We start from the raw sequence: 22,827 nt of genomic DNA, 5'->3' as shown, positions 1-22,827 counted from the left end.
AGCAAGGAGCACCCCGGGTGTCCAGCACCAACGGAACTCTCTCAAACACTCCACACACCTCCCTGAGCAGCGCTTCCTCCTGCGCGTGGTGCGGCCGGACCGTGTCCGCCGCCGCCGACGACGGCTCACCGCGCCATCACTGCCCGTCATGCCTGCGGTTCCAGCACGTTCTCGACCCCGCCGAGGGCGGCTCCGACGACTGCCGGGGCCGGATGTCGCCGATCGCCGTCGCCGTGCCGCGTACGGGCGGCTGGATGGTCATTCACCGGTGCGAGCGCTGCGACGAGCTGACCTCGCACACCACCCGAGCGGACGACAACCAGCTCATCCTGATGCGGTTGGCCGTACAGCCACTGGCGCAACCTCCCTTTCCGCTCGAAGCGTTCGGCGACCTCTGAACCGGAAGGAAGGGAGAGGACCGACCATGCCGAGACGAGCGAAGAACACCCGTCGCCGCGCCCGGGCCGCGCGGCGGCCACAGCGGTACAAGGACGTCCTGCACAGCCAGGGAGGGCACCGGGGACACGATTTCCGGTGCGCGGGCTGCCGGCTGGACGTGTCCGTGGACGCGCCCGGCACCACTCATCGCAATCACTGCCCGAACTGCCTGGTCAGCCTGCACGTCGACCGACGGGTGCCGGGCGACCGGGCTGCGGACTGCCGCGCCCGGATGGAAGCACTGGGCATGTCGGTCAGGCCCGGCGGCGAGTGGCTGATCATCCACCAGTGCGTTTCCTGCGGTGGGCTCAGCGCCAATCGCATCGCCGGTGACGACAACGCACTGGCCTTGGTGCGTCTGGCGCTCAAACCCCTGCGGGACCCCGGCATCACCCATCGCATGCGGCTCGCGCCGTGACCCGGCCCGTCACGCGCGATGCCGCGTCACAGAACGCCCACGCCCCCACGCCTCGACGCTCGGGGTTCCCGCACCCCACACCCCCCTACAGACCGCACTCATGTGCGACTCGCGAGGAGAAGCCATGCGCCCCATGACCAGGGAAGAGGTGCGCGGCGCGATCGTGAACCCGGACCCGTCCGCGAAGAAGGTCCGGCTGCCGGCCTGGTTCGACGATGTCCGATGGCACCGGATCGACTACCTCGGGTGGAGAGATCTACGCGCCCCGAAGCGCGCCTACCTCCTCACCGAGGACGACGGCCAGGCACGGGGAGTGCTGCTGCGGCAGGCCCCGAACGATTCGGCGCACGGTTCGCGCGCGGTGATGTGCGACCTGTGCCGGTTCGCCCGCCGCTTCAACGAGGTCTCGCTGTTCACCGCCCAACGCCCGTCACGTGACAAACGCGAGCGCCTCAACGCGGTCGGTCTTCTCCTGTGCACCGATCTCGACTGCGCGGTGAAGGTGCACGGCACACCGGGCCGTGAAGCCTTCGGGCGTCCGGTCGACGAGATCATCACGTCGCGCCGGGAAGGCCTGCGCTCACGCACGATCACCTTCGTCCGTTCGGTCGCCGCACCGCGGCAGGCCCCGATCGACGTGCGACCTGCCTCAGGGCGACTTCAGGGACGGCCCGGCGCGAGCGGCTCCCGGGGCGGGGCCCCGTAACGGGCCACGAGCGTGGCGGCGCGGTCGCGCAGGGCGCTGCGCAAGGACTGCGGGGCCAGGGCCTCCGCATCCGTGCCGAGCCGCCACAGCGCCCACTCGGCGTGCCGTGTGTCCTGGAAGGTGACCTCCAGCAGTGGCCGGCCGTCCGTGTCGGGATCTTCCGCGCGGACGGCCAGCACGGTACCCAGCAGCTCCTCCCGCCGCGCCGGGTCCACCCGTACCAGTACGGTGACGTGGTCGCCCCCGGAGAGGAACCGCGCGGAACGCTCCCGCCAGATCCGGTCCAGATCGACCTGGTTCGGCCGCTGGGCCGGCTCGGGCAGTTCTTCGGCGGCCAACACCCGTGACAGCCGGTAGGTGCGGTCCGCGCCGGACCTCGTGGCCAGCAGGTAGCCCCGGTCCCGAACGGTCACCAGACCGATCGGGTCCACCGTGCGCCACTGCGGCGCCTGGCCCGTGGCCGCGTAGTGGATGCGCAGCTTGCGGCCGGAGAGCACGGCCCGGCGGACCTCGATCATGGTGGTGCCCGGTACCTGATCGGAGACCGGCCTGCGTGAGAGCAGGTCGGTCTCCGGGTCGACGAGAAGCCGCTGGGCCGCGTCGCTCGCGGCGGCCTGATGGCTTTCGGGCAACGCATCGACCACCTTCCGCATGGCCGAGGCGAGCGCCGGCCCGAGGCCGAACACCTGCTCCCCGCGCCCCGATCCGGCGGCCAACAGGGCGAGGGTCTCCTCGTGGTTCAACCCGGTGAGTTCGGTCCGGAAACCGGGCAACAGGGCGAACCCGCCGTGCCTGCCCCGTTCGGCGTAGACCGGGACACCGGCCGCGGACAGCGCCTCGATGTCGCGCAGCACGGTACGGGTGGACACCTCCAGCTCGCGGGCCAGCGTGTCGGCGGTCAGCCGGCCGCGCTGACGCAACAGCAGTACCAACGAGACCAATCGGTCGGCGCGCATGCGGAGACGGTAGCGAAATACCTGACCAAGGGTGTCGTCATTTGTTGGAAGGCTCCCCGTACGACGTCGAGGCCGGCGACTGCCGGGCCGACGCACCTCCGTACTCCCATGAATCGAATGGAGCCGAAGTGGCACTGGAACGAACGGCCGTCAACCCGGGCACGTGGTCGGTGGACTTGGGGTTCAACCAGGGGGAAGTCGTCTCCGGTCAGACCCGGACCCTGTACGCCTCGGGGCAGACCGCGATGAGCGACGACGGCAAGCCCCAGCACGACGGTGACATGGCGGCGCAGTTGACACTGAGCATCGACAATCTGGAGGCCGTGCTGAGCGAGGCGGGCATGTCTCTGGCGAACGTCGTCCGCCTCAACGTCTACACGACCGACGTCGATCTGCTCCTCCAGCACTACGGCGAGCTGGCGGGGCGACTGGGCGCGGCCGAGGTGGCGCCGGCCAGCACCCTGCTCGGGGTGGAGCGACTGGCGGTCCCCGGTCAGCTGGTCGAGCTCGAGGGCACCGCCGTCGCGTGACGCGGCCTCACCGCCCGCACCGTTCGTGCCGCCCCAACCGGCGGGAACGGTACGGGCGGTGAGTCGACCTCCGGTGCTCCGCATCAGGGACCCCGAGGGGATACCGCCCGGTCGATCCTGGGCGACCGGTAGCCGCGGAAGTCCCTCGAACGTCCGCTGTCCCAGGAACAGTGCGTCGGCGCGGTCGTCCTGCCGATGGCTCTCCTCCAGGACGTCACTCATGTCCACGCCCGCCTGCCCCGGGGATCGAACCAGTCCCGTGATCATTTCGATTCGATCGAGCCGTCGACGGTGACGTCCTGGGTGATGGCGAGGGTACGCATGCCTCTCTCCCGTGACGGGACGCGTACGCTCCGGTACTGGACGAGCATGCTCTCCCCTTCCGGACGCGTACGTTCTCCCCTTCCGGGCACGTACGTTCTCCTCCTGAAGACTCCGTCGGGCCCGGGAGGTCATCGGTGAGCCGCGAACCCCCGCCGGGCACGGCCGCTCCGACACGACGGACAGGGGCCAGACACCCGGAATTGGCCTTGGCCCGCCTCCGCCCCGGCGATCTACGGTCGCCCCATGAGGATTCGCATCGTCGACGCGTTCACCGACCGCCCCTTCTCCGGAAACCCCGCCGGCGTACTCCTGCTGGACGGCGGTACGTTCCCGGCCGACGAACGTCTGCAGGAGATCGCCGCCGAGGTCAACCTCTCCGAGACGGCCTTCGCCCACCCGCTGCCGCGGGGCGGCGCGGCCGACTGGGCGCTGCGCTGGTTCACTCCGGCCACCGAGGTGGACATGTGCGGGCACGCGACGCTCGCCACCGCCCACGTCCTGCACACCACGGGCCTGGCCACGGGCCCGGTGCGCTTCGCCACGCGCTGCGGGATCCTGAGCGCGACCGCCCGGCAGGACGGCGCTCTCACCCTCGACTTCCCCACCTCCCCACTGACCGAGGAGCCGGTGCCGTACGGCCTCGCCGACGCCCTCGGGGCGGACCCCCTCTCGGTGCACGACACCGGTGAGCACATCGGCGACCTGCTCGTCGAGCTCCGCGACGAGGCGGCCGTACGGGCGCTCGCCCCGGACTTCGCCGCGCTGGTGGCCCACTCCCGGCGCGGTGTCATCGCCACCGCCGCCGCCGAGGACCCCGCCCGGGGCTACGACTACGTCTCGCGCGGCTTCTTCCCGGGCGTCGGCATCGACGAGGACCCGGTCACCGGCAGCGCCCACGCCGCGCTGGCACCCTTCTGGTCGGCCCGCCTCGGCCGCGACGATCTCACCGGCCTCCAGGCGTCCGCCCGCTCGGGACTGGTCCGCACCGCGCTGCGCGGCGAGCGCACCCTGCTGACGGGCACGGCGGTCACGGTGATCGACGGCGAACTGCTCACCACATTCTGACGGCCCGTCGGGGTGCGCCGAATCTCGGGCGCACCCCCTCGCCGCCCTGACGGCCCCGCGCTCAGGGCGTCGGCAGCCAGTCGACCCGGCCCGCGAGGAGGGCGTATCCGACGAACGCCCCGATGTCCAGGAGCGCGTGCGCGACGACCAGCGGACCCACTCGGCCCCAGCGTCGGTAGAGCAGCACGAACACGACGCCCATCACCACGTTGCCGATGAAGCCGCCGATGCCCTGATACAGGTGGTACGACCCGCGCAGCACGGAGCTTGCCACCAGCGCGGCCATCGGCGTCCAGCCCAACTGCCCGAGTCTGCGCAGCAGATATCCGACGACGATGACCTCCTCCACCACGGAGTTCTGGATCGCCGAGAGGATCAGTACAGGGAACTTCCACCAGACCTCGGGCAGGGACTCGGGAACGACCGTCAGGTTGAATCCGGTGGCACGGGCCACCAGGTAGAAGGCGAGGCCGGCGCTGCCGATACCGGCCGCGACCAAGGTTCCCCGGCCGAGGTCGAACCAGGGTTTCGTACGGTCGAATCCGATGGCCCGCAGCCCTGCTCCTTCCCGGATCAGCAGGTGTGCGACCAGCGCGACCGGTACCAGAGCCGTTGCGATTCCGAACATCTGCCACGACAGATCGAGCCATGGGCGGCCCGGAGCGTACGAGCCGTTGAGCGTCGCCGCCTGGTCCTTCAAACCCCCTGGTTTCGTCAGTGATCCGACAAAGCTGATGAGGGCGGACACCCCGCTGGCGCCCAGCGAGAGCGCCAGGACCAGCACCACCTCGGACCGCAAGATCCTTCGTGGCACAGCCTCTTGGGGAAAAGAATCAGCCATGCGCCCGGTCTCCACCTGTACACCTGCCTTTGTTCTGCAATCACGTCTCATCCCACCGACCGCCGCACCAGGGTCTCGAATAAAGGTACGAAGATCATGCGCGACAGGCCGGGGGGCGACCACCATCAGTGAGGGTGATCGTCCCCCTTTTCCTTGTTTCGTCCTCAACGAGGAACGAGGGGCGCCATCGGCATGGGACGTCATAGCTTGCCCGACAGCGACGCGGCGAAAGGACGCCGGGACCATCCGGGCCCCCGGCGCCCGCGGCGCCCGGTCGCCGTCGCCACCCTGCTCGTCCGCGCCGTGGCGTCCTGAACGGCCGCGGCGGCCAAGGCCGGCCTGCTGTCGTTCTCCCAACCCTGCGAGGAATCGGCCGTACGTCTGTCCGTGGGCGGCCTCCCCGGACATCGCCCCCCCGTGCGCTCCATGGCCGAACAGGCAGGGCAGAACGGACTCGCCGCACCGGAGCCATCGGTCCGGAGGCCGGGTCCTGGACAGTCACCGGCGACCGGCCCCCGACGGCGGCCCTCAGTGTGCCGGGAAGCCCACCGGCCAGGTGTGGACCGGCTCTCCCGCGTGCATCAGCTCGGCATAGCGGCGGGTGGTGGCCGCGAACGCCGCGTCCCGCCCCAGCCCGGCGTCCAGGGCCCGGCGGTACGTGGCCACCTGCCAGGATGCCCCGTTGACACGCCGCTTGCAGCGCTCCTCGATCACCCCGAGATAGCGGTCCCGGTCGGCGGGTTCGATGTGCCAGGCGTCCAGCCCCGCGGCGGCCAGCGGCAGCAGTTCCTCCAGCACCAGCTGCACGGCGGGGATCCTGGCCAGTCCGCCGGCGCGACCCGACCGCGGCCAGAGCAGCTCGGCGTCGATGCCGTGCCGGCAGGCCTCGGTGAAGTTCTCCTCGGCGGCCTCGAACGGCAGCTTGTTCCACACCGGCCGGGACTCCTCGGCGAGCGCCCGTACGAGCCCGTAGTAGAAGGCGGCGTTGGCGATCACGTCGGTGACCGTCGGCCCGGCGGGCAGCACCCGGTTCTCCACCCGCAGATGGGGGACGCCGTCGACGATCCCGTACACCGGACGGTTCCAGCGGTAGACGGTGCCGTTGTGCAGCACCAGCTCGGCCAGCTCGGGCACCCCACCCTCGTCCAGCACCTTCAGGGGGTCCTCGTCGTCACAGATCGGCAGCAGCGGAGGGAAGTAGCGCAGGTTCTCCTCGAAGAGCTCGTGGGCGGAGCCGATCCAACGCTCCCCGAACCAGGTCCTGGGGCGCACACCCTGGTTCGCGAGCTCCGGCGGCCGCACGTCGGTGGCCTGCTGGAACAGGGGTGGCCGGGACTCCCGCCACAGCTCCTTGCCGAAGAGGAAGGGTGCGTTGGCGCCCAGCGCGATCTGGACGCCGGTGATCGCCTGGGCGGCGTTCCATACGTCGGCGAACCGGGCCGGCGTCACCTGGAGGTGCAGCTGTACCGAGGTGCAGGCCGATTCCGGGGCGATCGAGGCCGAGGTACAGACCAAGCGCTCGACGCCTTCGATATCAAGGAGGAAATCCTCTCCCCGGGCGGCCGCCATTTGATCGTTGAGCAGCGTGTAACGGTCCACGTCCGAGAGGTTCGCGGACACCACGTCATGCTCCCCCAGGGTGGGCAGGATTCCGATCATCACGATCCCCGCGTCCACCTCCCCCGCCTTACGGTGCGCATAGGCGAGGCCGGTCCGCAACTCTTCCGCGAGCTGATCGAAAACCCGGCCACCGAGGCGGTGCGGGACGATATTCACTTCGAGATTGAACATCCCCAGTTCGGTCTGGAAATCCCGGCTCGCGATGCGCTGGAGCACTTGCTGATTCATCATCCGGGGCATCCCGTCGGAACCCGCGAGATTCAGTTCTATCTCCAGCCCCATCAGGTTCCGCGGACGGTCGAACCTCCGCTCCGCCAGCAGTCTGCCCAGCACCTCCAGGCACTGGTTGAGCTTGGTGCGGTAGGCCTGTCGATCGGACAGGTCAACGGCTTTCGCCACGACCTTCTCCCCCATCGAGGGGTCCCTCCTCCAGTGGGCGGCCCGCGGCCCAGGCCGCTCGCATCACGATCGATGATGCCCAATGGGAGTGATCCGTAACGCCCCCACGGGTCTCCGATCCCCGATATCCTGATGGAAGGAGACCCGGGGCACATTCCGGTGGCATGTGGCTCTCCACATTTCCGGCCGAAGTATGCACGGTGGAAATACCGACGCGTTTTGGCCGACCGCTTCGCCGGAAGAACGCCAGGTCGGCGCCGCCGCCGACAGATCAAATCGCCAACAATACCGCAATCCGAAGGCCGAATGAAGCCTTGTGCGACATAGCTCCGACTGCTAGCGGAAACACTGCGTGAACACGCGTCATATAAACTCCGCTCAACGAGGCAGAGAGCTGATGCGACTCGCCCGTCACCGGCCGTCTCCGGCCCGCATGCCGACAGCGCCGTCTGCATCCGCCCAAGCGCCACCGTGTCTCCGAAGTGAGAGGCGACCCACCATGCCGCTGCATGTTCCCCCGGCTCCAGCGCCCGCCCTGCGCAGTGTTCTCGCGGCCCTCGGTTCTCCCACCGCCGTCCGCGAGGCCCGAACATCCGCTCTCCGGTCCCTCCAGGGCCCGCTGAGCCCCGAACTACCGCTTCCCGTACATGTGCTGGACCGGATCGCACCTGCCAGGACGGTACCTCCGACACGCCTCACGGCCTGGCGTTTCCTGATCCGGAGCGAGGGCCGCGCGGTCGCCGCGGCGGACACCGTACTCACGCCCGACGGCTGGACCTTCTCGCACTTCTTCGAGGGGCCCTACCTCGCCTCGACCGAGCTGGCCGTCCGGCAGGCGGAGGGATCGGTCACCGCCTGCCAGGCCCGGCTGCTGTCCATCCCTGAGCTGTACATGCTCACCCTCTGGCTGCACGGCGACACCGGAGCCGATCCCGCCGGCGGGATGCTCGCGCCGACGGACGTCCTGGTGCCCCTGGCGCCGGCCCCGCCGGGCATCGCGGCCCACCGCCCGCAGCGGGTCGCCGATCTACTGCCCGTCATCTCGCTGCGCGTGACCCCCGGACCGCTTCTCAGTTCGGCCTGAGCGGCGCCACCCCGGCACACCGCCCCCGCAGCGACCCCTGGGGCAGGGGTCGCTGCGGGGGCGGTGTGCTGCCCACTCGGGACTAGCCCCATCCGGCCACCCCGAACCACCCAAAGGGACAGTGCAGTTGCGATGAACCGTCCGCGCGGGTGATGCGTCATGGGAGGAGTACGGGTGCTACAGCGAAATCCCTGCGGAATCTTTCCTGTAGAGCAACACTGAGACGGACCGACTGATACGGGGGCGGCCATGAACACCTCATCCAGCCGCAGGACACTCGACTCGACGCAGCGAAAGAACCCATCCATGTGCCAGCACCAGCCACCCTGCCCCACCGCCGATTCACCCGACCGGGAGGCCGCCCGCCTGACGGCCCACCACCCCGAACAGGGTTGGAGCCTCTTGTGCAACGGCGTCCTGCTCTTCGAGGACACCGGCGAACTGCTGCCCGACGGGCAGATCATCGCCCCGCACCGGACCCTGACAGCCGGCCTCGTGGTGAAGGCCGCCTGAGGACGGCTCCACGAACAGGGGCCGGCCCGGAGAGATCTCCGCACCGGCCCCGACGCATGTCCGGCGTACACCCCTCCGGCGCACGCCCTACCACACGCTGTCTCAGTCCTCGTACGCGTCCAGCGGGGGGCAGGAGCAGACCAGGTTCCGGTCGCCGAAGGCCCCGTCGATACGGCGCACCGGCGGCCAGTACTTGTCCGCGACGGACACTCCGGCCGGGAAGACGGCCTCCTCGCGGCTGTAGCCGTGGTCCCAGTCGCCGCCGAGCGCGGCCGCGGTGTGCGGGGCGTTGCTCAGCGGGTTGTCGTCCTGGCTCCACTCCCCCGAGGCGACCTTCTCGATCTCGGCCCGGATCGCGATCATGGTGTCGCAGAACCGGTCGAGCTCCGCGAGGTTCTCGCTCTCCGTCGGCTCGATCATCAGCGTGCCGGCCACCGGGAACGACATGGTCGGCGAGTGGAAGCCGTAGTCGATCAGACGCTTGGCCACGTCGTCGATGGAGACGCCGGTCGCCTTGGAGATCGGGCGCAGGTCCACGATGCACTCGTGTGCGACCAGACCGGCCGGGCCGTTGTAGAGGATCGGGAAGTGCGGCTCGAGGCGCTTGGCGATGTAGTTCGCGGCCAGCACGGCGACCTGCGTGGCCCGCTTGAGGCCCTCGCCGCCCATCAGCCGGACGTACGCCCACGAGATCGGCAGAATGCCCGCGGAGCCCCACGGGGCGGCCGAGATCGGGCCCACGCCGGTCTCCGGGCCCGCGGCGGGCTGGAGGGGGTGGTTGGGGAGGTACGGGGCGAGGTGCGCGCGGACGCCGACCGGGCCGACGCCGGGGCCGCCGCCGCCGTGCGGGATACAGAAGGTCTTGTGCAGGTTCAGGTGCGAGACGTCGCCACCGAACTTGCCGGGCTTGGCGAGCCCGACCAGCGCGTTGAGGTTGGCGCCGTCGACGTAGACCTGGCCGCCCGCGTCGTGCACCTCGCCGCAGATCTCGGCGACGTGCTCCTCGAACACCCCGTGCGTGGACGGGTAGGTGATCATGAGCACGGCCAGCTCGTCGCGGTACTGTTCGATCTTGGCACGCAGGTCCGCGATGTCGACCTCGCCGTCGTCGGCGGTCTTCACCACGACGACCTTCATGCCCGCCATGACGGCGCTGGCGGCGTTGGTGCCGTGCGCGGAGGACGGGATGAGACAGACGGTGCGCTGATCGTCGCCGTTGGCCCGGTGGTACGCCCGGACGGCCAGCAGACCCGCGAACTCGCCCTGGGAGCCCGCGTTGGGCTGGATGGACACCGCGTCGTAGCCGGTGACCTCGGCGAGGCGCTCCTCCAGCTCACGGATGAGGGTGAGGAAGCCCTGCGCCTGCTCGGCCGGGGCGAAGGGGTGCAGGGCACCGAACTCGGGCCAGGTGATCGACTCCATCTCGGCGGTCGCGTTCAGCTTCATGGTGCAGGAGCCGAGCGGGATCATGCCGCGGTCCAGCGCGTAGTCGCGGTCGGCGAGCTTGCGCAGGTAGCGCAGCATCGCGGTCTCGGAGCGGTGCTGGTGGAAGACCGGGTGGGTCAGGATGTCGTCGGAGCGCAGCAGCGCCTCGGGCAGCGCGTCGGCGACCTTCGTGTCCAGAGCCTCGATGTCGCCCTCGGCGCCGAAGGCGGCCCAGACGGCGGCGATCTGCGCACGGGTGGTGGTCTCGTCGCAGGCGACGGAGACCTGGTCCGCGTCGACGAGGCGGAGGTTGACCCCGCGCTCCCGGGCGTCCGCGACGACGGCCGCGGCCCGGCCGGGGACGCGCACGGTCAGGGTGTCGAAGAACGCGCCGTGCGCGACGTCGACGTCGGCGCTCCGCAGGCCGTCGGCCAGGATCGCGGCGAAGCGGTGGGTGCGCCGGGCGATCGTCCGCAGCCCGTCGGGGCCGTGGTAGACCGCGTACATCCCGGCCATGACGGCGAGCAGGACCTGAGCGGTGCAGATGTTGCTGGTGGCCTTCTCGCGGCGGATGTGCTGCTCACGGGTCTGGAGGGCCAGGCGGTAGGCCTTGTTGCCGTCCGCGTCGACGGAGACGCCGACGAGGCGGCCGGGCAGGGAGCGGGCGAACTTCTCGCGGACCGCCATGAAACCGGCGTGCGGACCGCCGAAGCCCATCGGGACGCCGAAGCGCTGGGTGGTGCCGACCGCGATGTCGGCGCCGAGCGCGCCGGGCGAGGTGAGCAGCGTGAGGGCCAGCAGGTCGGCGGCGACGGTGACGATCGCGCCGAGCTCGTGGGCCTGCTCGATGACGGGCTCGATGACGCGTACGGCTCCGGAGGCGCCCGGGTACTGGAGCAGCACGCCGAAGACGCCGCGCTCGGCGATCTCGGCGGGGATGCCCTCGCTCAGGTCGGCGACGACGACCTCGACGCCGGTGGGCTCGGCGCGGGTCTCGATCACCGCGATGGTCTGCGGCAGGGTGTCGGCGTCGACCAGGAAGACGCCCTTCTTCACCTTGCCGACGCGCCGGGCGAGGGCCATCGCCTCGGCTGCCGCGGTGCCCTCGTCGAGCAGCGAAGCGCCGGAGGTGGGCAGCCCGGTCAGCTCGGCGACCATCGTCTGGAAGTTGAGGAGGGCCTCCAGGCGGCCCTGGGAGATCTCGGGCTGGTACGGCGTGTAAGCCGTGTACCAGGCGGGGTTCTCCATGACGTTGCGCAGGATGACGGGCGGCGTGAAGGTTCCGTAGTAGCCGAGACCGATCATCGGGGCCAGCACCTGGTTGCGGTCGGCCAGCGACCGCAGCTCGGCCAGGACCTCCGCCTCGGTGCGCGCCGAGGGAAGGTTCAGGGCATCCGCGCTCTTGATCACGTCGGGCACCGCGGCGGCGGTGAGCTCGTCGAGGGAGCCGTAGCCGACCTGGGCGAGCATCTTCGCCTGGGCTCCGGCGTCGGGCCCTATGTGGCGCTGCTCGAACGGAATGCCCTGCTCCAGCTGGGAGAGCGGAGTGCGACGGGGGGTCATGGTGGAGGCCTCCTGGTCTGTCACGACCTGCGAGGGGCACCACGGCGCGGGTGCCCGAACGGCCTCCCCCTCTGTCATCTCAACCTGAGAGCTTCACCGGCCCGCCCGGGGGCGTGCCGACTTTCACCGTCGGTGAGGGTCGAGTCCGTGCCTGGGCCTGCGCCCGCACGGAATCGCCCTGCTTTCCAGAGTGACCTCGTCCGTGCGGTACGGGGGCCTGAGAGATTCCGGGGAGGAGTTGCTCCTTCGGCGCCTCCGGATTCCGCACCGGAGGACTCTCCCGCACGGGATCAGCAGCCACAGCCAGCCTACCAGCGGCCACTGCGCCGGAGTTCTCGAGTGGCCGACGCCACGGATCTGCACTTGTCTGGTGCTGGTGGAGCCACAGGGACCACCCTGAGCAGTTGCGACCAGTGGGAGGCACCGTGCAGACCGATATCGATCCGCGCCGCCTGATCGGCCGCAAGGCGTTCGATCGCGAGGGCGCAAAGATCGGAACGGTGGATGAGGTCTATCTCGACGACGCGACGGGCGTGCCCGAGTGGGCGGCCATCCGCACCGGCCTGTTCAGCAGAGACGCCTTCGTCCCCCTGGAACCCAGCGAATTCGCCGAGGACGCGCTGCGTGTCCCCTTCGACCGCGCGTTGATCAAGGGCGCGCCTGACTTCGGCGTCGGCCGGCACCTCTCGCCCGAGCAGGAACTGCAGCTCTACCGCCATTACGGGCTGGACTCCCCGCCGCCAAAGGAGTCGGCGCCCGACCGGGACTTCGGCAGGCTGGCGGGCCAGGAGGAGTAGTCTGCCGCATCACGGACGAGCGGCAGCGGGTCGGCGGGCCGCAGCAGTGGATCGTCGATGCGGAACGTCAGCACCCGACCGGGTGCGCTCCACGGTTCCTCGAACCGGACGGTGACCCGGCCCACGCCGCTCCCCTGCACCCAGCCGTGCCCGTGCTCCTCATGGTGCACGTCGTGCCCGGCGGGCCAGCGCCGCGCGGCGAGCAGCTCCGAGCTGTCCGGCTCGGGCCCCGCCGCCGCGTTCTTCTCGCCGCCCTCCACGAACGGCGCCCGGTGCTCCTCCTCGGCCCGCTGAGCGATCTCCCGGGCGTCGGCGGCCTGGGCGAACAGGTCCTCCTGGGTGTAGTCGGCCAGCCCCGTCACGCCGACCCCCAGCAGCCGTACGCCCCCCGTGGTGTCGACGGACTCCAGCAGCCGCCCGGCCGCCTCGCGGACCACTGTGGGGTCGTCCGTGGGTCCTCTGAGCGTCTCGGAGCGGGTCAGGGTGGAGAAGTCGTAGCGGCGCACCTTCAGCACCACCGTGCGGCCCGACCGGTCGGCGGCGCGCAGCCGCTCCACGCACCGGACGGCGAGCCGCTCCACCTCGGCCCGCACCCGCACCCGGTCGTGCAGGTCCACGTCGAACGTGTCCTCCACCGATACGGACTTGGCATCCCGCTCGGCGACCACCGGCCGGTCGTCGAGTCCCAGCGCCATCCGGTAGAGCCCGTGGCCGTGGGCCCTGCCGACCAGCCGTACGAGCTCCGCCTCGCCCGCCTCGGCCAGGTCGTGGACGGTGGTCATCCCTGCGCGTCTGAGATGGTCGCCGGTGGCCGGGCCGACCCCCGGCAGGATGCGCACGGACAGGGGAGCGAGCAGTTCGCGCTCGGTGCCCGGCTCGATGAGCAGCAGCCCGTCGGGCTTGGCCTCCTCGGAGGCGATCTTGGCGAGCATCTTTGAACCGGCCAGCCCGACGGATCCGCTGAGGCCTGTCACCGCGCGGATGGCCGTCCGCAGCCCTTCACCCGTCGCGCGGGCCGACGCCGCGTCGTCAGCCGTTCCGCCGGCCTCCAGGTCCACGAAGGCCTCGTCCAGGCTGAGCGGCTCCACCAGGGGCGACAGCCGCCCCAGGAGCTCCATCACCTGCTCGCTCACCGTCCGGTACAGGGAGAAGCGGGGCACAAGGTAGGCGGCGTTCGGTGCGAGCCGCCGGGCCTGCGCGGTGGGCATCGCCGAGTGCACGCCCAGGCGCCGGGCCTCGTACGAGGCGGTGGCGACCACTCCGCGGGGTCCGAGACCGCCCACCACGACCGCCTTGCCGCGCAGGCTCGGCTTGGCCGCCTGCTCCGCCGACGCGTAGAAGGCGTCCATGTCCAGGTGAAGGATGGTGGGCGCGGGTCTCACACCGTCGATGCTGCCCTACGTCACTGACAACGGGACGGTCCGGCGCCCGTGGGTGCCGGACCGTCCCGTGGTCCTGTTCGTCCCGCCCGCCGTGCTGTACGTCCGGGCCGCTCAGACGGCGCGGTTGCGGCGCCGCGCCAGCTCGTCCGCCGGGTTGTGGCCGACGAGCGTCTCCCCGGTGTCGACCCGCTCGCCATGGAGCTGCGAGAGCGCCGCCTCCACATCCCGCCAGACGACGCCGACGGCGATCCCGAAGACTCCCTGCCCGCCCTGGAGCAGGCTGACGACCTCGTCGGGCGAGGAGCACTCGTAGACCGTGGCCCCGTCGCACATCAGCGTCATGCGCTCAAGATCCTGGAAACCGCGGGCCCGCAGATGCTGGACCGTGGTGCGGATGTTCTGCAGAGCGACCCCGGTGTCCAGGAACCGCTTGACGATCTTGAGGAGCACCACGTCCCGGAAACTGTAGAGACGCTGGGTCCCCGACCCGTAGGCCGGGCGCACACTGGGCTCGACCAGTCCCGTCCGGGCCCAGTAGTCCAACTGGCGGTAGGTGATCCCCGCCGCCGCGCATGCCGTCGGTCCGCGATAGCCGATGTCGTCGGCATCGCTCGCCGCTGCCACGCCGCCCGCTGCCACCGCTGCCGGTTGAACCGGCTGCCTGATGGCGTGGTCGGCTCCACTGCCGTGCTGCGGATACGGCCCACCCGCCGCCGTACCGTCGCCGCTGCTTCTCACGCCGACCTCCGTCCTTGACCTGCCCACTCGAAGGTAGGCAGTCACTCGGGGTGCGTCAACGATCGCCACACTCGGCACGCCGAGTGATAATCACCCTGAGGGTGGTTTCCCGTGTCTCGTTTCCGGGAAAGGCTTGTCGGATGCGCTGACAGCACCCCTGCGGGACGGTCACTGACTGTTCGTACCGAAGTCCTCCGGAGAGATCTGATCAAGGAATTCGCGGAACTTCTCCACCTCGTCCTCCTGCTCGTCGGGGATCGCGATGCCCGCATCGTCCAGCACGCCGTCACTGCCGTAGATCGGCGTGCCGGTCCGCAGGGCGAGCGCTATGGCGTCGGAGGGCCGGGCGCTCACCTCGACTCCGCTGGCGAAGACGAGCTCCGCGTAGAAGACCCCTTCTCGGAGGTCCGTGATGCGGACCTCGGTGAGCTCCTGGCCCACGGCCTCGAGCACATCCTTGAACAGGTCATGGGTCAGCGGCCTGGCGGGAGCCATGCCTTGCTGGGCGAAGGCGATCGCGGTCGCCTCCCCAGGACCGATCCAAATGGGGAGGTACCGATCGCCTCCCACTTCACGCAGGAGAACGATCGGTTGGTTGGAGGGCATTTCCACCCGGACACCGACAACGTCGAGCTCGTTCACACAGCAACCCTAGGACGTGCTCGCCATGTTTGGGTAGTCGGGCTCCGCCGAGGTCAGTGCAGACGGCTGCGCAGAGCGCTCTGCACGAGTGCCGCGTGCAGCCGTACGGACAGCTCGGCGAGCTCGTTCGCGGTGGCCTCGGCATGGGCTCTGGTCTGCGGATTTCGGTGCCGGCGCAGGGGTGCGACCAGCTGCTCCACCAGGCCCGCCTCCCGGTCGGCGGAGGCGCGCATGGCGCGAAGATGACGTGGTTCCAGACCGAAACGCCCCAGATCCGCCACCAGCTTGGCGACCGTCACCATCTCGGCGTCATAGCCACCCGCGGGGGCCGGGACGATAAGGCCGTAGGACTCCCACTCGGCCAGCCGGTCCTCGTCGACCTCGGCCGCCGCGAGCAGCTCGGCCCGTCCGATCCGGGCGGCGGTCGCCGTCCCGGGGCCGGTGTCCCACACCCCGTCGGCAAGGTCCCGCCGCTCGCCGGGCGAGGGCAGAACGGGCTGCTCGCCCCGGGCCAGCGCGTCCAGGTGCTCCCGGATGACCTTCAGCGGCAGGTAGTGGTCCCGCTGCATGCGGAGCACCTGCGCCAGGCGCTCCACATCACGCGGGGCGAACTTCCGGTATCCGGAAGGAGTGCGCTGCGGCTCGATGAGCCCCTCGGCCTCCAGGAACCGGATCTTGGAGATGGTGACTTCGGGAAACTCGTCGCGCAGCTGGATGAGCACCGTACCGATGCTCATCGGGCGCGCTTGCGCGGTGGCGGTGCCGTGGCCGGCACCGCCTGTCGGTGTTCGCAGCATGGGCCTTCCTCGGGGTCCCCCCGGACGGAGTCCGGGGGCTGGTCACACGCCCCGCGGGCTCGCATAGAAGACCAGGCGGTACTTTCCGATCTGGACTTCGTCGCCGTTGGACAGCTGGACCGAATCGATGCGCTCACGGTTGACGTAGGTGCCGTTGAGGCTGCCGACATCGCCCACGGTGAAGCTACCGTCCGGGCTCCTGCGGAACTCCACATGACGCCGCGACACGGTCACGTCATCGAGAAAGATGTCGCTCTGCGGGTGGCGGCCGGCCGTGGTCAGGTCACTGTCGAGCAGGAAGCGGCTCCCGGAGTTCGGGCCCCTCCGCACGACCAGCAGCGCCGAGCCTCCGGGCAGCGCGTCGACCGCGGCCTGGGCCTCCGGGGAGAGCGAGGGCAGAGCGGTCTGGCCCGTCGCCTCCGCCTCGTACGCCTCGAGACCGGAGATGGAGATCGTGGACGTCGTCTCCGAGGGGCGCTCGGGAACGCCGCCCCGCAGCGGCGCGCCGCAGTTGGAACAGAACCTGCTGGCCTCCGCGTTGCGGTGACCGCACCTCGTACAGACCGGCATCGACGAGCCCGCCGGGGTGACCCCTCCACCCGTACTCGAGGCTGATGGTGCGCCGGAACCTATGCGTCCGGCACCGGCAGGGTCAACAGACGACACGCCGTCACCCCCCTGGGTGCCGGACACCTCGTCACGGAAGAGCGGACGCTCCGCCTCCTGCTCCTCACCCTGACCGTGGCGCGGCGCGCGGTGACGGGCAGCACTGTTGCTGTCCTGGCGTGCGCTCTTCCCGAACAACTTCGCAAACAACTTCACGGGCGATTCCCCTTGACCGACATAGACCCGCCCGTGGGGCAGGACGAACCCTGATTGAACACACCTGCCGACCCGGACATCTTCACAACGTCCGTATCCACCCGACAGTTTCCACCACGCACCACCAATCCGGTGCGCCGACCCCCCGCAACCGTCCGACCCGCTCCACCGGCCCTCACATATCCCCGGCTCACGGGGATGACGACCGAGCGTAGTCAGGCCGCTGCGCCGGTCGCAAGGCATCGACGACGATATCGTCGGACCGCTCCACGAGCACCGTGGCCTGCTCCTTCTCCAACGTCTGGACCACACCACCGGGAATGTTGAGGGCGGGCTCCAGATCCTGTGGTTTGCCGATCACCGTGAACTCGTACGGTGCCTCGATCTCCTTCCCGTCCACCTGAATGCCCCCGGCGTCCCCGGAGAAGTAGGTGTTGGCCACCACCCGCACCCTGTTCACCTGGATCGCCTCGGCCCCCGCCGCGCGCAGTTCCTGAATGGCGTCGAGCAGCATGTCGGGCGCGACCGCCCCCGAGGGGTCGGTGATCGTCAGCGTGATGCCGGGGCCCTTGGCCGCCACGGTGCCCGCGAGGATGCCGAGCTGGCGTTCCTTCTCCAGCGTCTGTTTCCGGGCCTCCTCGGCCTGGTCGGAGCTGTTCTCCAGCTCGGTGCGCTGATCGTCCAGACGCTGCTTCTCGTCCTCCAGACGCTGGGTCCGGTCGTCGACCTCGTCGAGGATACGGACCAGGTCCTCCTGCCGGGCGCCGCGCAGCGCACTGTCGTCGCTGGTGGACCGCACCTGGATGGCGAGCCCCAGTCCGAGCCCGAACAGCAGCACGGCGACGATCAGTTGGGCGCGGCTCAGTCGCGGCGGCCAGAGGCCCGCCAGCAGCCTCTGACGGCCGGACATCTCCGCGGTGGGCAGCGGCGCGGAATCGTCCGGGACGGCGGACGCGCCGTCTTCGGGCTGTTCGCTGCGGGAGTTCTCGTTGTTGTTCATCGGCCTCAAGCCCGGAAGACGTGCCGGCGGATCGCAGCGGCGTTGGAGAAGATCCGGATACCCAGCACGACCACCACACCGGTGGACAGCTGAGCGCCGACACCCAGTTTGTCGCCGAGGAAGACGATCAGCGCGGCCACCACGACGTTGGAGAGGAAGGAGACCACGAAGACCTTGTCGACGAAGATGCCGTCGAGCATGGCCCGCAGACCGCCGAAGACGGCGTCGAGCGCGGCGACCACCGCGATCGGCAGATAGGGCTCGACCACCGCCGGTACCTCGGGCCGGACCAACAGTCCGACCACGACTCCCACGACGAGGCCCAGTACGGCGATCACGATGTGCCCTTCCCTGTGTCTGCCGCACCACTGCCGGCGGCCTTCGGCTCTGCTGTACGGACGATCAGGCTCGGCGCGGCGGGAAGCCGCACCTTCGCCTGCTCGGAGATGCTGGTGCGGATGTCGAAGCTCTCCTTGAGCGCGTGCAGGTACTGGCCGTCGGCGCTGTCCTGGAAGGCGGTCGCGAGCTTGTTGCCGTCCCCCACCGCGAGCACCGTGTACGGCGGTACGAGCGGTCTGTTGTCGACCAGTATGGCGTCGCCCGCGGCCCGGATGGCCGACAGTGCCGTCAGCCTCTGCCCGTTGATGGCGATGGCCTCGGCCCCGGATTCCCACAGACCGTTGACGACACGCTGCATGTCCCGGTCGCGCAACCGCCCGGTGTCGGCGAAGCCCGTCGACTCGCGTGGCCCGCCGCCGCCCTGGTCGGTTTCCTTCGCGTCGTCGACGATCAGCCTCACGCCGGGGCCCTCGACCGGCGTCGCTCCGGCCAGCAGCGCCACCAGCTGCCCCTGGTCCCCGCCGTGCTGCTCAAGTGCCTTGCGCTGACGTTCACTCACATCGCGGCGGAGCTTGTCGACGTCGGACTCCAACGTGTCGGCGGCCTCTGTCTCCGCGTCGATGCGGTCGATCAGCTCCTCGCGCTCCTTGGCGACGACCGGCGCGGAGATCCGCGCCTCGGCGGCGCCGAGGGTGACCACGAGGGCGGCCACCACTAGTCCGGCGGCCAGGCCGAGCTTCGACTTGAGCGTACGGGGCAGCCCGGCACTTCCGTCGGCCCTGCGCCGCGCGGAGGCCTCCGCGTACCCGTCGTCGAGGCTGTGGTCCATCACGTTGTTCAGCAGCGACATGGAGGCGTCGGGGCGTGCGGGTGGCGAGGCGGTGCTCCGATCGGGGGACTGCTGCGACATGCCGCACATCGTCGCACGTCATCACGGCTGCCGCCGAATGGCCCCACCAGTACGCCGCGACACCCCGGCCAGGGGGTCGCGGCGCACCGTCTTCGCGTCAGTCCCCGGCGCTGTCCACCACCGCGGCCCACTCGTCGAGCAGTGCCTGGGCCGAGGCGTCGTCCGGGCCTTCCGCCCACACATGGGTGACTGCCTCCGCCCGGTCGGGCAGAACCATGATCCACCGCCCGTCCGCCTCGACCACCCGGACCCCGTCCGTGGTGTCCACGCTGCGGTCACCGGCCGCTTCGACGACCCGGCGCATGACGAGCCCCTTGACGGCCCAAGGCGTCGCCAGGTCGCGGCGCAGGACATGCGCCCGGGGAATCCGGGCGTCGATCTGGCTCAGGGTGAGCTGGGTGCGCGCGACGAGCCCGATGAGCCGGACGAAGGCGGCGGTCCCGTCGAAGACGCTGCTGAACTCGGGAACGATGAACCCTCCACGCCCGTCTCCTCCGAAGATGGTGTCCTCTTCACGGCCCACCCGGGTCAGATCGTCGGGCGAGGTGGTCGTCCACTCCACCTGGGTGCCGTGGTAGGCCGCCACCTGCTCGGCGACGCGCGTGGTCGTCACGGGCAGGGCGACACGACCACTGCGCCGCTCGGCGGCAACGAGATCGAGGAGGACCAGCAGGGCCCGGTCGTCCTCGATGATCCGGCCCAGTTCGTCGACGAGGGAGAGCCGCTCGCCCACCGGGTCGAAGCGCACCCCGAAGGCGGCCCGTGCGGAGGACACGATCTCCCCGAGCCGCATGAGACCCGCCCGCCGGGTTTCGGCGGACTCGGTGGGCCGCGCCTCGTCGAGCCCGGGGTTGATCGTCAGCGCGTCCACGCCGAGCCGCCCGAGCAGGCTGGGCAGGACGAGCCCGGCGCTGCCGTTGGAGGCGTCGACGACGACCTTGAGCCCGGAGTCCGCGATGCCGTCGACGTCGACGTTCCGCAGGAGGGAGCCGGTGTACGCGTCGAACACGCTGGACGGGAAGTGCAGGTCCCCGATCTCGCCGGGGAAGGCCCTGCGGTACTCCTGGCGCGCGTAGACCCGGTCGAGCTTGCGCTGCTGGGCCTGCGAGAGGTCCGCGCCCCGCTCGTCGATGAACATGATGTCCACCGAGTCGGGCACCCCGGGCGACGTACGGATCATGATGCCGCCGGCGCTGCCCCGGGCGGTCTGCTGGCGCGCCACGGGCAGGGGTACGTTCTCCAGGTCACGGACATCGATGGCACTGGCCTGGAGGGCCGAGATGACGGCCCGCTTGAGGGCGCGGGCACCTCGGGAGTGGTCACGTGCGGTCGTGACCGTCGAGCCCTTCTTGAGGGTCGTGGCGTAGGCGCCCGCCAGCCGTACGGCCAGTTCGGGGGTGATCTCGACATTCAGGATTCCGGAGACCCCGCGTGCTCCGAAGAGATGCGCCTGCCCCCGGGACTCCCAGATCACCGAGGTGTTGACGAACGCGCCGGCCTCGATGGTCTTGAACGGGTACACCCGGACGTTGCCCTGGATGATCGACTCCTCGCCGACCAGACATTCGTCCCCGATGACGGCGCCGTCCTCGATCCGGGCCGCGCGCATGATGTCGGTGTTCTTGCCGACCACACAGCCCCGGAGGTTGCTGTGCTGTCCGATGTAGACGTTGTCGTGCACCACGGCCTTGTGGAGGAAGGCGCCCGTCTTGACGACGACGTTCGACCCCACGACCGTGTGCTCGCGGATCTCGACATCCGCCTCGACCTTGGCGTAGTCGCCGATGTACAACGGCCCGCGCAGCACGGCGTCGGGGTGGACCTCAGCACCTTCGGCGACCCACACGCCTGGCGAGATCTCGAAACCGTCGAGCTCCACGTCGACCTTGCGCTCCAGGACGTCCGCCTGGGCCTTCACATAGCTTTCGTGAGTACCTACGTCTTCCCAGTAGCCCTCGGCGATATAGCCGTAGATGGGCTTGCCCTCCTTCATCAGCTGAGGGAAGACATCACCGGACCAGTCGACCGAGGTGTCGGCCTGGACGTAGTCGAAGACCTCGGGCTCCATGACGTAGATGCCCGTGTTCACGGTGTCCGAGAAGACCTGTCCCCAGGTCGGCTTCTCCAGGAACCGTTCGACCTGACCGTTCTCGTCCACGATGGTGATCCCGAATTCCAGGGGATTGGGAACCCTGGTCAGGCAGACCGTGACGAGCCCGCCCTTTTCCTTGTGGAACGCGATGAGATCGGTGAGGTCGAAGTCCGTGAGCGCGTCGCCGGAAATGACGAGGAACGTGTCGTCCTTCAACGCCTCTTCGGCGTTCTTCACGCTGCCCGCGGTACCGAGCGGCTTCTCCTCGTTGGCATAGGTGAGCTCCATCCCGAGCTCTTCGCCGTCCCCGAAATAATTCTTGACGAGGGAGGCGAGGAACTGGACGGTCACTACCGTTTCACTGAGCCCATGCCGCTTGAGCAGCCGCAGGACGTGCTCCATGATCGGCCTGTTCGCCACGGGGAGGAGCGGCTTGGGCATGCTCGAGGTCATGGGGCGAAGACGTGTGCCTTCGCCGCCAGCCATCACGACGGCCTTCATATCGGAAACGTCCTCCTAGAAGAGACGACGGTTAGCCGAGTTCACCCGTCGGGGCAACATTCAGAACATCTGCCGCGGGCCGGCCACACTGCGCGGCACCACATCAACGAGCTCAATCGGCTACTGTGTCCGCCTTCACGATCCGGCGGACCTGAACCACATAGAGGATTCCTGCCCACCAGTAGAGCGTTGTACCCCATCCTGCGAACGCCCATCCGAAGACGGCGGCCAGTGTGGCCAGCCAACCACTCCCGTCGCTGAGCAGCAACAAGGGGAACGCGTACATCAGGTTGAAGGTTGCAGCTTTCCCGAGGAAGTTGACCTGTGGAGGCGGATAGCCGTGGCGTCGCAGGATGGCCACCATCACCAGGAGCATCAGCTCCCGGGCGAGAAGTGCCGCGGTGACCCAGAGGGGCAGGATCTCACGCCAGGTGAGGCCAACCAGGGTGGAAAGGATGTAGAGGCGGTCCGCCGCCGGGTCCAAGAGCCGGCCGAGGCGGCTGATCTGGTTCCACTTGCGGGCGAGCTTCCCGTCGAGGTAGTCGCTGATGCCGCTGAGCATCAGTACCAACAGCGCCCAGTTGTCGCTGTTGGGCCCTCCGAACACGGGGCGAAGAATCAGCCACAGGAAGAGCGGTACCCCGACAAGGCGAGCCATGCTGAGGATGTTGGGGATGGTGAGGACCCGGTCCGTCTGGACCCGAGTCTCCTGGACCTCCACCCGGGGGCCTCCTGTGAAGAATGTGCCAATGATGCCCTCTGACCCTACCCTCAGCTTCCCCCCTCCGGTGCACGGGGGTGGAGCGAAGACGGTAGGCCAAAGGTACTGAAACGCAGAAAAGCCCCGTGCCAATGGCACGGGGCTTTCCCGGAAAAATTGTTCGGCGGCGTCCTACTCTCCCACAGGGTCCCCCCTGCAGTACCA

At 69.6% G+C, this 22,827-nt stretch carries 22 protein-coding genes and 1 riboswitch; of the genes, 8 read left to right on the top strand and 14 right to left on the bottom strand.

Going from position 1 to position 22,827, the window contains the following annotated elements; all coding sequences use genetic code 11:
- Positions 1-17 precede the first annotated feature (17 nt).
- From ACZ60Q_RS24420 to ACZ60Q_RS24410, 3 genes are all read left to right on the top strand, one after another.
- Positions 18-398 (top strand): RNHCP domain-containing protein, encoded by a 381-nt coding sequence (locus tag ACZ60Q_RS24420; RefSeq protein WP_469638402.1) that lies wholly within the window; start codon positions 18-20, stop codon positions 396-398.
- 26 nt (positions 399-424) lie between these two features.
- Positions 425-856: an RNHCP domain-containing protein gene (locus ACZ60Q_RS24415; RefSeq protein WP_469638399.1), complete on the top strand. Its 432-nt coding sequence runs from the start codon at positions 425-427 to the stop codon at positions 854-856.
- A 124-nt stretch (positions 857-980) separates the two neighbouring features.
- Positions 981-1,562, top strand: coding sequence for an FBP domain-containing protein (locus tag ACZ60Q_RS24410; protein WP_469638396.1), 582 nt, complete (start codon positions 981-983; stop codon positions 1,560-1,562).
- Here ACZ60Q_RS24410 and ACZ60Q_RS24405 read toward each other — a convergent pair.
- Complete coding sequence (locus ACZ60Q_RS24405; protein ID WP_469638393.1) at positions 1,517-2,518, bottom strand: helix-turn-helix transcriptional regulator; 1,002 nt, start codon at positions 2,516-2,518, stop codon at positions 1,517-1,519. The two genes, ACZ60Q_RS24410 and ACZ60Q_RS24405, sit on opposite strands and share 46 nt — an antisense overlap.
- Positions 2,519-2,652: 134 nt before the next feature.
- Here ACZ60Q_RS24405 and ACZ60Q_RS24400 point away from each other — a divergent pair, with 134 nt between their 5' ends.
- Together ACZ60Q_RS24400 and ACZ60Q_RS24395 are read left to right on the top strand one after the other, a co-directional pair.
- A complete protein-coding gene (locus tag ACZ60Q_RS24400; RefSeq protein WP_469638877.1) occupies positions 2,653-3,048 on the top strand; it encodes a RidA family protein in 396 nt (131 codons plus the stop codon).
- 567 nt (positions 3,049-3,615) lie between these two features.
- Entirely contained in the window at positions 3,616-4,437 is an 822-nt protein-coding gene (locus ACZ60Q_RS24395) for a PhzF family phenazine biosynthesis protein (protein WP_469638390.1), read from the top strand.
- 61 nt (positions 4,438-4,498) lie between these two features.
- Here the strand turns inward: ACZ60Q_RS24395 and ACZ60Q_RS24390 are convergent, their stop codons facing one another.
- On the bottom strand, positions 4,499-5,278 hold the full coding sequence (locus ACZ60Q_RS24390) for a CPBP family intramembrane glutamic endopeptidase (RefSeq protein WP_469638387.1): 780 nt from the start codon (positions 5,276-5,278) through the stop codon (positions 4,499-4,501).
- 528 nt (positions 5,279-5,806) lie between these two features.
- Positions 5,807-7,312 (bottom strand): glutamate-cysteine ligase family protein, encoded by a 1,506-nt coding sequence (locus ACZ60Q_RS24385; RefSeq protein ID WP_469638384.1) that lies wholly within the window; start codon positions 7,310-7,312, stop codon positions 5,807-5,809.
- A gap of 484 nt (positions 7,313-7,796) precedes the next feature.
- Between ACZ60Q_RS24385 and ACZ60Q_RS24380 the strand changes: the two genes are divergently transcribed.
- Both ACZ60Q_RS24380 and ACZ60Q_RS24375 read left to right on the top strand, forming a co-directional pair.
- Positions 7,797-8,381 carry a hypothetical protein gene (locus ACZ60Q_RS24380; protein WP_469638381.1) on the top strand — a complete coding sequence of 195 codons (585 nt, stop codon included), beginning with the start codon at positions 7,797-7,799 and terminating at the stop codon, positions 8,379-8,381.
- 306 nt (positions 8,382-8,687) lie between these two features.
- Positions 8,688-8,894 carry a DUF5999 family protein gene (locus ACZ60Q_RS24375; RefSeq protein WP_469638379.1) on the top strand — a complete coding sequence of 69 codons (207 nt, stop codon included), beginning with the start codon at positions 8,688-8,690 and terminating at the stop codon, positions 8,892-8,894.
- 102 nt (positions 8,895-8,996) lie between these two features.
- Here the strand turns inward: ACZ60Q_RS24375 and gcvP are convergent, their stop codons facing one another.
- Positions 8,997-11,882, bottom strand: coding sequence for an aminomethyl-transferring glycine dehydrogenase (gene gcvP, locus ACZ60Q_RS24370; protein WP_469638376.1), 2,886 nt, complete (start codon positions 11,880-11,882; stop codon positions 8,997-8,999).
- Between the two features lie 195 nt (positions 11,883-12,077).
- Positions 12,078-12,175: riboswitch (glycine riboswitch) on the bottom strand.
- 132 nt (positions 12,176-12,307) lie between these two features.
- Between gcvP and ACZ60Q_RS24365 the strand changes: the two genes are divergently transcribed.
- Positions 12,308-12,679, top strand: a complete 372-nt coding sequence (locus ACZ60Q_RS24365; RefSeq protein ID WP_469638373.1) for a PRC-barrel domain-containing protein — start codon at positions 12,308-12,310, stop codon at positions 12,677-12,679.
- On the opposite strand, the gene ACZ60Q_RS24360 is transcribed toward ACZ60Q_RS24365, so the two are convergent.
- The 10 genes from ACZ60Q_RS24360 to ACZ60Q_RS24315 form a co-directional block, all read right to left on the bottom strand.
- Positions 12,601-14,061: a DNA polymerase IV gene (locus tag ACZ60Q_RS24360; RefSeq protein ID WP_469638370.1), complete on the bottom strand. Its 1,461-nt coding sequence runs from the start codon at positions 14,059-14,061 to the stop codon at positions 12,601-12,603. The two genes, ACZ60Q_RS24365 and ACZ60Q_RS24360, sit on opposite strands and share 79 nt — an antisense overlap.
- A 111-nt stretch (positions 14,062-14,172) precedes the next feature.
- Entirely contained in the window at positions 14,173-14,799 is a 627-nt protein-coding gene (locus ACZ60Q_RS24355) for a MerR family transcriptional regulator (protein WP_469638367.1), read from the bottom strand.
- A gap of 168 nt (positions 14,800-14,967) precedes the next feature.
- Positions 14,968-15,441 (bottom strand): bifunctional nuclease family protein, encoded by a 474-nt coding sequence (locus ACZ60Q_RS24350; protein WP_006123076.1) that lies wholly within the window; start codon positions 15,439-15,441, stop codon positions 14,968-14,970.
- A 53-nt stretch (positions 15,442-15,494) separates the two neighbouring features.
- Positions 15,495-16,238 carry a transcriptional regulator FtsR gene (gene ftsR, locus ACZ60Q_RS24345; RefSeq protein WP_469638364.1) on the bottom strand — a complete coding sequence of 248 codons (744 nt, stop codon included), beginning with the start codon at positions 16,236-16,238 and terminating at the stop codon, positions 15,495-15,497.
- Between the two features lie 42 nt (positions 16,239-16,280).
- A complete protein-coding gene (locus ACZ60Q_RS24340) occupies positions 16,281-17,060 on the bottom strand; it encodes an FHA domain-containing protein (protein ID WP_469638361.1) in 780 nt (259 codons plus the stop codon).
- Between the two features lie 190 nt (positions 17,061-17,250).
- Positions 17,251-18,060, bottom strand: coding sequence for a DUF881 domain-containing protein (locus tag ACZ60Q_RS24335; protein WP_469638358.1), 810 nt, complete (start codon positions 18,058-18,060; stop codon positions 17,251-17,253).
- Between the two features lie 5 nt (positions 18,061-18,065).
- Positions 18,066-18,398, bottom strand: coding sequence for a small basic family protein (locus ACZ60Q_RS24330; protein ID WP_003970459.1), 333 nt, complete (start codon positions 18,396-18,398; stop codon positions 18,066-18,068).
- Positions 18,395-19,309 (bottom strand): DUF881 domain-containing protein, encoded by a 915-nt coding sequence (locus ACZ60Q_RS24325; protein ID WP_469638355.1) that lies wholly within the window; start codon positions 19,307-19,309, stop codon positions 18,395-18,397. The genes ACZ60Q_RS24330 and ACZ60Q_RS24325 overlap by 4 nt, the downstream gene beginning before the upstream one ends.
- A 97-nt stretch (positions 19,310-19,406) precedes the next feature.
- Positions 19,407-21,902: a sugar phosphate nucleotidyltransferase gene (locus tag ACZ60Q_RS24320; protein ID WP_469638352.1), complete on the bottom strand. Its 2,496-nt coding sequence runs from the start codon at positions 21,900-21,902 to the stop codon at positions 19,407-19,409.
- A 112-nt stretch (positions 21,903-22,014) separates the two neighbouring features.
- Positions 22,015-22,623: a CDP-alcohol phosphatidyltransferase family protein gene (locus tag ACZ60Q_RS24315; RefSeq protein ID WP_469638349.1), complete on the bottom strand. Its 609-nt coding sequence runs from the start codon at positions 22,621-22,623 to the stop codon at positions 22,015-22,017.
- Between the last annotated feature and the right edge of the window lie 204 nt (positions 22,624-22,827).

The sequence above is a fragment of the Streptomyces sp. NPDC104313 genome, from assembly GCF_055583985.1.
The sequence above is the reverse complement of the archived record's forward strand: the minus strand, read 5'-3'. Positions and strand labels throughout refer to the sequence as shown.

Bases quoted from the DNA above. Each gene is read 5' to 3' on its own strand.
- ACZ60Q_RS24415 (WP_469638399.1), top strand. From the start codon at position 425: ATGCCGAGACGAGCGAAGAACACCCGTCGCCGCGCCCGGGCCGCGCGG.
- ACZ60Q_RS24410 (WP_469638396.1), top strand. From the start codon at position 981: ATGCGCCCCATGACCAGGGAAGAGGTGCGCGGCGCGATCGTGAACCCG.
- ACZ60Q_RS24405 (WP_469638393.1), bottom strand. From the start codon at position 2,518: ATGCGCGCCGACCGATTGGTCTCGTTGGTACTGCTGTTGCGTCAGCGC.
- ACZ60Q_RS24395 (WP_469638390.1), top strand. From the start codon at position 3,616: ATGAGGATTCGCATCGTCGACGCGTTCACCGACCGCCCCTTCTCCGGA.
- ACZ60Q_RS24390 (WP_469638387.1), bottom strand. From the start codon at position 5,278: ATGGCTGATTCTTTTCCCCAAGAGGCTGTGCCACGAAGGATCTTGCGG.
- ACZ60Q_RS24385 (WP_469638384.1), bottom strand. From the start codon at position 7,312: ATGGGGGAGAAGGTCGTGGCGAAAGCCGTTGACCTGTCCGATCGACAG.
- ACZ60Q_RS24380 (WP_469638381.1), top strand. From the start codon at position 7,797: ATGCCGCTGCATGTTCCCCCGGCTCCAGCGCCCGCCCTGCGCAGTGTT.
- ACZ60Q_RS24375 (WP_469638379.1), top strand. From the start codon at position 8,688: ATGTGCCAGCACCAGCCACCCTGCCCCACCGCCGATTCACCCGACCGG.
- gcvP (WP_469638376.1), bottom strand. From the start codon at position 11,882: ATGACCCCCCGTCGCACTCCGCTCTCCCAGCTGGAGCAGGGCATTCCG.
- ftsR (WP_469638364.1), bottom strand. From the start codon at position 16,238: ATGCTGCGAACACCGACAGGCGGTGCCGGCCACGGCACCGCCACCGCG.
- ACZ60Q_RS24335 (WP_469638358.1), bottom strand. From the start codon at position 18,060: ATGAACAACAACGAGAACTCCCGCAGCGAACAGCCCGAAGACGGCGCG.
- ACZ60Q_RS24325 (WP_469638355.1), bottom strand. From the start codon at position 19,309: ATGTCGCAGCAGTCCCCCGATCGGAGCACCGCCTCGCCACCCGCACGC.
- ACZ60Q_RS24320 (WP_469638352.1), bottom strand. From the start codon at position 21,902: ATGAAGGCCGTCGTGATGGCTGGCGGCGAAGGCACACGTCTTCGCCCC.